This window comes from Sulfurihydrogenibium sp. (genome assembly GCF_028276765.1).
Lineage (GTDB): Bacteria > Aquificota > Aquificia > Aquificales > Hydrogenothermaceae > Sulfurihydrogenibium.
Window position 1 is genome coordinate 23016 of record NZ_JAPYVU010000021.1, and the last position, 7443, is coordinate 30458.

General features: G+C 32.6%; 8 protein-coding genes and 1 pseudogene. 4 read left to right on the top strand and 5 right to left on the bottom strand.

The annotated features are described in order from the left end of the window. Window positions 1-423 precede the first annotated feature (423 nt). Window positions 424-1965, top strand: a complete 1542-nt coding sequence (locus Q0929_RS04805) for a 1,4-alpha-glucan branching protein domain-containing protein (RefSeq protein WP_299238472.1) — start codon at window positions 424-426, stop codon at window positions 1963-1965. Window positions 1966-2159: 194 nt separating this feature from the next. On the opposite strand, the gene Q0929_RS04810 is transcribed toward Q0929_RS04805, so the two are convergent. From Q0929_RS04810 to Q0929_RS04825, 4 genes are read right to left on the bottom strand one after another with little or no spacing between them, the layout of a single operon-like run. Further along, window positions 2160-2711 (bottom strand): thioredoxin family protein, encoded by a 552-nt coding sequence (locus Q0929_RS04810; protein WP_299238474.1) that lies wholly within the window; start codon window positions 2709-2711, stop codon window positions 2160-2162. A 4-nt stretch (window positions 2712-2715) separates the two neighbouring features. Further along, window positions 2716-3402, bottom strand: a complete 687-nt coding sequence (gene aroD / locus Q0929_RS04815) for a type I 3-dehydroquinate dehydratase (protein ID WP_299238476.1) — start codon at window positions 3400-3402, stop codon at window positions 2716-2718. After that, complete coding sequence (locus tag Q0929_RS04820) at window positions 3395-3916, bottom strand: DUF29 domain-containing protein (RefSeq protein ID WP_299238478.1); 522 nt, start codon at window positions 3914-3916, stop codon at window positions 3395-3397. The genes aroD and Q0929_RS04820 overlap by 8 nt, the downstream gene beginning before the upstream one ends. Before the next feature lie 2 nt (window positions 3917-3918). Further along, on the bottom strand, window positions 3919-4443 hold the full coding sequence (locus Q0929_RS04825; protein WP_299238479.1) for a DUF29 domain-containing protein: 525 nt from the start codon (window positions 4441-4443) through the stop codon (window positions 3919-3921). Between the two features lie 96 nt (window positions 4444-4539). Between Q0929_RS04825 and der the strand changes: the two genes are divergently transcribed. Genes der through pyrE form a run of 3 tightly spaced genes read left to right on the top strand, consistent with a single transcriptional unit; the run spans window position 4540 to window position 7180 of the window. After that, window positions 4540-5877, top strand: a complete 1338-nt coding sequence (gene der / locus Q0929_RS04830) for a ribosome biogenesis GTPase Der (protein WP_299238482.1) — start codon at window positions 4540-4542, stop codon at window positions 5875-5877. Next, on the top strand, window positions 5874-6626 hold the full coding sequence (locus Q0929_RS04835; protein ID WP_299238484.1) for a nitrilase-related carbon-nitrogen hydrolase: 753 nt from the start codon (window positions 5874-5876) through the stop codon (window positions 6624-6626). Before der ends, Q0929_RS04835 begins: the two co-directional genes overlap by 4 nt. Before the next feature lie 2 nt (window positions 6627-6628). Next, a complete protein-coding gene (gene pyrE / locus Q0929_RS04840) occupies window positions 6629-7180 on the top strand; it encodes an orotate phosphoribosyltransferase (protein WP_299238486.1) in 552 nt (183 codons plus the stop codon). Between the two features lie 153 nt (window positions 7181-7333). Here pyrE and Q0929_RS08955 read toward each other — a convergent pair. Further along, window positions 7334-7443, bottom strand: a pseudogene (locus Q0929_RS08955) (IS110 family transposase); the annotation flags it as partial.

Here is a 7443-nt window from a genome sequence, read left to right on the forward strand (position 1 = left end):
TAAAAAATATATTATCATACTTTAAAAATCCATCTGGATAATTTTATTTAAATTTATGCTAAGGGTGCTTGAAAAAATCCGCACTGTCATTTTGAAACCGACGAAGAATCCTGACCTCAAAGATGTCATTCTGACCGAAGCGAAGAATCTTCTCTTTTTACTGAATTTCTCACTCGACGTATTTCTTGTTCTAAAAGTTCTTCTTTTTAATTATCTTTCGAAAACTTCTATACATTCTAAAGAATCGTCGTTAAACTCTTATTCAAGTAAAAGAATAAAGAGATGATTAAAATTTTATCCTCTAATGCTAATACTCATCATCCATCCTTTAAAATCTTGTTATGTTAGAATATTCCCGATTGTTTCCTTTTAAGGAATATAAACTAAATTTATACATACCTACATCACAAGGAGGGAGACTCAATGAAAGGCTATTGGATGCCAGTATTACATTCCCACTTGCCATTTGTAAAACACCCAGAATATGAATACTTTCTTGAAGAGCATTGGCTTTTTGAAGCTATAACAGAAACATACATACCGCTTTTGATGAGATTTAAGAAGCTTGAAGAAGAAGGCGTAGATTTTAGAATAACAACCTCTATCACTCCACCTTTAGCATATATGCTATCAGACCGGCTGCTGATTGAAAAGTACAAAAAATATCTTGACAAAATGCTATCCCTTACAGAAAAAGAAATCAAGAGAACAAGAGCAAGTGAAACGTTTAACAAGCTGGCAAATTTTTATAACAAGCTGTTTACTGATATTAAAGATTTTTTTTACGGATTTTTAAATCAAAATGTTTTAAACGGTTATAGATATTTTGAAGAAAAAGGATACATAGAAATAATTACTTGCAATGCAACCCATGGATTTTTACCTTTACTTCAACCAGAAATTCAATCTGTAGAGAGACAAATTGAGCTTGCAGTCAAAACTCACGAAAAATTTTTCGGTAAAAAACCAAAAGGCATTTGGCTTGCAGAATGTGCATATTACGATGGACTTGATAGCATATTAGCTAAGCATGGAATAGAGTATTTCTTTTTAGATTCTCATGGATTGATTTTTGGAAAGCCAACTCCAAGATACGGCGTTTTTGCACCTGTATACACACCATCAAAAGTGGCAGCATTTGGAAGGGACCCAGAGTCTTCAAAACAAGTATGGAGTGCAAAGGAAGGATACCCAGGAGACCCTAACTACAGAGACTTTTATAGAGATATAGGTTTTGACCTTGAATTTGATTATATCAAAGACTATATAAGTCCAGATGGAATTAGAGTTTATACAGGAATAAAATATTACAGAGTAACGGGAGATGTTGACCTTGCCCACAAACAGCCATACGACCCGGATAAAGCAAAAGAGATGACAAAGGTTCATGCTGGACATTTTCACATATCAAGAGAGAAACAAATGGAACATCTTGGTAAATTTATGGATAGACTGCCGTTAATAGTTTCTCCTTACGATGCAGAACTGTTTGGTCATTGGTGGTTTGAAGGACCAGAATTTTTATATAACCTTTTTAAAGAAATCGACAAACATAAACAATTTAAAGCAATTACACCATCTGAATATCTAAATATATATCCAGAAAACCAAGTAATTAGACCATCTCCATCATCTTGGGGTGATAAAGGATACTATGAAGTATGGATAAATCCAAAAAATCACTGGGTTTATAGATATTTACATCAAATGGAAAGAGATTTAGAAAGCTTAAAATCTAAATATAACAATCAAAGAGTCTTAAAACAGTTAGAAGTTCAGCTAATGTTGGCTCAAAGTAGCGATTGGACATTTTTAATAACAACAGAAACAGCTCAGCAATATGCAACAAATAGATTAAAAGAACATATAAGCCATTTTTACACATTGAAAGAACAGTTAGAGATGGGTAAAATAGATAAAGAGTATTTAGAATTTTTAGAGTATAAATACAGTATTTTTGGGTAAGGAATTAGGGACTTTATAAAATTTAGGAAGGAGATCCGTCGGGCTAAAGTTCTTAGGATGACGGATAAGGGTAAACTTGTAAAAATTTTTGAACACTCTCCAGGATGACAGAGAGGGTTCTATTGATGTCATTCTGAGCGAAGCGAAGAATCTCATACTCTTACTTAATTTCCCGCCCGACGTATCTTAAAACCTTATTCTCTCCATTTTATAGAGCAACCCATTGATGGATACTGAACCGGGTTTATTGGTTTTCCTTCTGCTAAGTTTGTAATCGCTTCTTTTAATTCTTCTTTTGTAACTTTTGATTCATCTTGCCAATTATCATCAATTCTTCCATGATATACAAGTTTATGGTCTTTATCAAATAGATAAATATCCGGTGTACACTGTGCTTTAAAAGCTTTTGCTACTTGTTGAGTTTCGTCTATTAGATAAGGAAATGGAATTCCCCATTCTTCTATCTTTTCTATCATTTTCTCCGGCGCATCTTCTGGATAGTTTGGATGTATATTTGGATTTATTGCAACTGTATTTATACCAAGCTCTTTTGCGTATTTAGACAATCTTATCAATCTTGGCCATACAGCAATAGCATAAGGGCAGTGATTACAAGTAAAGACTACTAATAACCCTTTTTCACCATACAGGTCATCACTTTTATAAACATTACCGAAAGGGTCTTTTAGTTCAAAATCTGGCATTCTTGTTCCAAGTGGTATATCAACCGAATACATTAAAGCCATACCGTTAACCTCCTTTGAAAAATTCTATTAACTCATTTAGTTTTTTAACTTCTATTTGACCAGGTGCGAAAGATTGTCCTATATATGTATATGTTATCAAACTTCCAAAGATAAATCCAGCCACTCTTGTAATTTTGCCAATCTCACCCATTGATATAGCAACAATATTTTTATCTTTATTTTTGTTAGTGATGCACATAACCCTTGCCACATCTTCAAAGGTATTGGCTTTAAAGGCATATTTTACTATATCTGCTCCCTGGATTTTACAATCGTCAATTAATTTTTGGATTTCATCTTCTGACGGTGTTTTTTCAAAATCATGATAAGACATTAAAAGTAATTTACCTTTATTTTTGGTAATTTCTTTAACTTTTTCTTTTATGCTTGTTGATGTGTACTCTATATCTATAATATCAGCAAATTCAGAAATAGCATTGAAAATTTCCAATCTTTCAGGGTCTGATATATCTGAACCACCTTCCAACTTACTCCTCACAGTTGCAATGGTATAAAAATTATAAGACTTAACTTTGTTAGCTACTTCTTTTATGTGATTTAATTCTTTGTTTTCAAATTGATCTATACGAAGTTCGATAATATCGATATTGTTTAGTTTTGCATTGTTTAATGTGATTTCTAAATCTTTGTCTGTTATAGGTAGTGCAATCATTGGTGTTTTTTTAAACATTCTTTTCCTCCCATGGTTCGTATTCTATAATCTGGTTAAAAGTATACGGACATTTTTCTGGAAAATATTTTTCTGTAGGTTTTCTTCCGAAATATTTATCTGTTAAGTGTTTATTTTCTGGATATTTAAACCAGTTAATCAATCTTCTAACTGCACTTTTCCAAGCCAATTCAATTTCTTCTTTTGCTTTATTCTTTAATGAAGGGCTTTCTTCAAATAAGTCATAAATCTGATTTCTTGATGAAAGAATACTTCTAACCCAGCTGTTTCTCATCGTTTCGTTTTCTCTAAAATGCTCATATTTATAAAGATGTTCTAAAATTACAGCCATAAAACTAATTACACTTCTAAGTTCGCTTCTTCCCATACTCTCAAGCTCCTCTATCACATTGTCCCAATCTACCAAATCAAACTCTTTGTTTTTGAGAAGGTTTACATTTTCCAAAACCCACTTGTAGAAATCTTTCTCATATAATGATTTTAGCTCTTCTTTACTGATAATTTTCATAATCATTCTTACTCCTCCTTGTTCTTTTTCCAAGGTTCGTATTCTAAAATCTGCCAGAAAGTGTATGGACATTTTTCCGGAAAATCTATAACCGTTGGTTCTCTTCCAAAATATTTGTTTGCTAAATGTGTATTTTCTGGTTTTTTGAACCAAGATATTAAGTCTATTACTGCATATTTCCAAGCAGTTTCTAATTCATTGGGTGCTTTATGTTTAAGAGATGGTATTTCTATGAATAGTTTTTCCAACTTAGCTCTTGAATTAATAATACTTCTAATCCAGCCATTTCCCATATTTTCATTTTCTCTAAAATTCTCCCATTTATAAAGATGCTCTAAGATAGTAGCCATAAAACTAATTACACTTTCTAAATGTCTCCTGCCCATATCTTCTATCTCCTCTAAAAGATTTTCCCAATCCACTTCATCAAACTGTTTCTCTTTAAGAAGTCTTAAATTTTTTTCAACCCACAAAACAAAGTCTTTCTCATATAATGATTTTAGCTCTTCTTTACTGACAGTTTTTGTAGCCATGGCAACACCTCTTTAAAAGTTTGCTATTGTGATAAAATATATACCTTCAAAATTTTAGCACAAAATAAATAACCGTTGAAAAACGCAGGAGAAATAATGTTTAGAGTCGCAATAGTAGGAAGACCGAACGTCGGCAAATCTTCATTGTTTAATAGAATCATAGGACAAAGAAAAGCTATTGTGGAGGATATACCCGGTGTAACCAGAGATAGAATTGTATCTACAGCAGAATGGAGGGGTGTAAAATTCGAAGTGGTGGATACTGGCGGGTATATCACTGGTGATGAAGATAAATTCGCTCCATACATAAGAAAACAAGTTGAAAAAGAGCTTGAATTGTCAGATTTGTTTATTTTTGTTGTTGATGGAAAGCAAGGATTAACCCCACTTGATAAAGAGATTGCAAACATTCTTCACAGAACTGAAAAACCTGTCATTATAGCAGTCAATAAAATTGACGACCCGGAGAAAGAAAAATTAGCGTATGAATTTTATGAACTTGGATTTGAGAATATTATTCCCATATCTACCATTCAAAAACTTGGTTTAGCAGAGTTGTTGGATAAGGTTGTTGAGTATATTCCAGATTATGAAAAAGAAATTCAAGAAGAGGAAGAAGAGGAAGGAAAAAGAGATTACATAAAAGTTGCTATCGTTGGAAAGCCAAACGCCGGAAAGTCCTCTTTAATAAACGCACTTTTAAATGAAGAAAGAGTTTTAGTTTCCGAGATACCCGGAACTACAAGAGATACTGTTGATATTTTGTATGAAAAGGACGGACAAAAGTTTCTGTTTTTAGACACTGCTGGAATGAGAAAAAAATCAAAAGTAGATTATGGATTAGAATTTTTTTCTGTAGGAAGAACGATAGAGGCTATAGAAAAGACTGATGTGGTTGTCCTTGTTATAGATGCAAACCAAGGGGCAACAGAGCAAGATACAAAGATAGCAGGATTAATTCAAAGAAGATACAAGCCAGCAGTAATTGTTATAAACAAAATTGACACTATGGATAAAAAAACTTTAGAAAAAGTAGAAAAACAAGTTAGAGAAAGGTTATATTTTATAAGCTATGCACCGATAGTGTTTACATCTGCAAAGACAAAAGAAGGTTTAGATGAGCTGTTGGAAAAGATTGTCTATGTTTACAATCAAGCATGGAAAAGAGTAGGTACAGGTCAGTTAAACAGAGCTATAAAACAAATACAAAATCTAAGACAACCGCCTACATATCAAGGCAAACCTTTAAAGATCTACTATGCTACGCAGCTTGAAGGTAAACCACCTGCATTTTTACTTTTTGTTAATAAAGCCGAAGGCTTCAAAGAAAATTATGTAAGATTTTTAGAAAACAATTTAAGAAAATTACTTGGATTGGAAAATGCACCGATAAAATTAATATTTAGAGGAAAAGAAGAGGAAAAAGATAAATGATAGCCTATTCATTGCAACTTAATTTAGACCTTGGAAATGTTGAAAATAACATTAAAAAAGTATTTGATATTTTAAAGTCAGATAAGATTAAATCAGAATCGTTAGTTTTGCTACCTGAGATGTTTAGCTGCGGCTTTGATAATGAAAGACTTTTAGACCATTCAAGAAAAACACCAAAAATTTATAGAGAATTACAAAAAATTTCTCATGATAAAAAACTTGTCATAGCCGGAACATTGCCCGAGAGAAAAAGAAATGATATTTACAATATGGGATTTGTAATAGATAATGGAGAGATTACAGGGAAAAGACCAAAGATAAAACTGTTTACTCCAACAGATGAGCATAAATACTTTAAAGCTGGCAAAAATATACACTTAGATATAACAGAGAGTTCAACCGGCAATCTTGGGTTTATGATATGCTTTGAGCTTAGATTTCCTAATATATCTTACAATCTAAGAAAAAAAGATGTTGAAATTATTCTTGTGCCTGCCCAATGGGGAAAGGAAAGGGCTGAGCATTTAAAAATACTATCAAGAGCACGAGCGATAGAAACTCAGTCTTATGTAATTGTATCCAATACCGTTGGCAAAATAGGAGATTTAGAATATGCAGGAAATTCTGCTATATACTCACCATGGGGAGATATTCTTGATATTGAAAGGAACGAAGAAGGTATAATTTCTGCTGAAATAGATTTAGACGAGGTCTATAAAATAAGAAGTAAAATAAAAATGGAGTTTTGAAGATGGATTACAGAAAAAGATTAAAAGAGTTGATTAGAGAAAGAGCTTTAAAAGTAGCAGATGAGCCAATTTTTAAGCTTTCTTCCGGAAAAATGAGTAATTATTACTTGGATTTAAGAACAATCACGTTAGACCCGGAGGGTGGATATTTAATCGGAAATCTAATTTATGAGATGGTAAAAGATAAAAAGCCTGACGCTTTGGGTGGTTTAACCCTTGGAGCTGATCCCATTGCATATGCTACATCTTTAATTTCTTTTATAAATAAAAATCCTATCAAGCCTTTCGTGGTAAGAAAAGAGCCAAAGGGTCATGGTACTGGAAAACAGATTGAAGGAAATGTAAAACCTGGTGAAAGTGTGTTTATTCTTGAAGATGTTGTAACTACAGCCGGGTCTTCTCTTAAAGCTTGCAAAGTGGCAAAAGATTTTGGGTTAAATATTCTTGGAGTGATTGCGTTAGTCGATAGAGAGGAAGGCGGAGAAGAAAATCTAAGAAAAGAAGGTTTTGAGTTAATATCTGTGTTCAAGGTTTCAGAGTTTTTGAAAAAGTGAGATATAGAGTTTGAAAGTATTCCAGATAATTGCAGAATTGTAATATAATCTATACCTTAGTGAGAATATACCTTGGGTGAGAAATTAGCGGTTTTTATAGAATTTAAAAAGAGATCCTTCGGACTTCGTCCTCAGGATGTTCTATGTTAAATGTCAAGTACAAAAATTTTCATCAAATGGTTTTCTATTCCTTAATACACCATATGCCTGCCTTAATAACTTATGTGCTACAGCCACTAATGCTAACTTTTTAGCTTTACCTT